Raw genomic sequence first — 927 nt, 5'->3', positions numbered from 1 at the left:
TTATCACCTAAGCGGGTGTCCGGATTGATCAGACCACTACAAAGTTCCCCTGGGAGGCATTGGGCGTTTCAAAATGATTTAAAACGCTTAGTGAACAGCATTGCCTCAAGAGCGGGATTAAATCGGCCCATAAAAAAAAACCCGCAAAAGCGGGGTTAAATTTATAAGTATTATGAGGTGAGAGTGTAGTTATTGTCTCGTTGGTGCGTTGTTGTTTCGTTGTGGAACGACTCAGCGTTCCAGAATAGCCACAACGCCCTGACCGCCAGCGGCGCAGATCGAAATCAGACCACGGCCTGAACCTTTCTCTTCCAGCATTTTCGCCAGCGAGGCCACAATACGGCCACCGGTGGCTGCAAACGGATGGCCGGTCGCAATGGAAGAACCGTTCACGTTCAGTTTGCTGCGGTCGATGCTGCCCAGTGGCTTGTCCAGACCGAGTTTTTCTTTGCAGAATTTCTCGTCTTCCCAGGCTTTCAGGGTGGAGGCGACAACGCCGGCAAAGGCTTCGTGGATTTCGTAGAAATCAAAATCCTGCAGGGTCAGACCAGCGCGTTCCAGCATACGCGGTACGGCATAAGCCGGTGCCAGCAGCAGACCTTCTTTATCTTTATTACCGTCTTTACCGAAGAAATCGACAGATGCGGTTTCATGGAAGCTCAGGTAAGCCTTAACCGGCAGGTTGTGTGCTTTCGCCCACTCTTCAGACGCCAGCAGAACCACAGAAGCACCATCGGTCAGCGCTGAGGAGTTACCCGCGGTCAGCGTACCTTTACCGGATTTCTTATCGAAAGCTGGTTTCAGGCTGGCCAGCTTTTCCAGATTCGGCGTGCGCGCCAGGTTATCTTTTTCCAGACCCAGGTAAGGGCTGACCAGATCATCGAAGAAACCACGGTCGTAAGCGGCCAGCAGATTGGTGTGGCTGTT

1 pseudogene is annotated in these 927 nt (G+C 52.2%); it reads right to left on the bottom strand.

Annotated features, from left to right (window positions below):
• Positions 1 to 231: 231 nt before the first annotated feature.
• Positions 232 to 927: pseudogene (locus tag B3P58_RS05205) on the bottom strand (acetyl-CoA C-acyltransferase); the annotation flags it as partial.

This window comes from Thalassolituus sp. UBA2009 (assembly GCF_002335285.1).
Taxonomy (GTDB): domain Bacteria; phylum Pseudomonadota; class Gammaproteobacteria; order Pseudomonadales; family Oceanobacteraceae; genus Venatoribacter; species Venatoribacter alkanivorans.
Note: the sequence above shows the minus strand (reverse complement) of the source record. Positions and strands in the feature narration are given on the sequence as shown.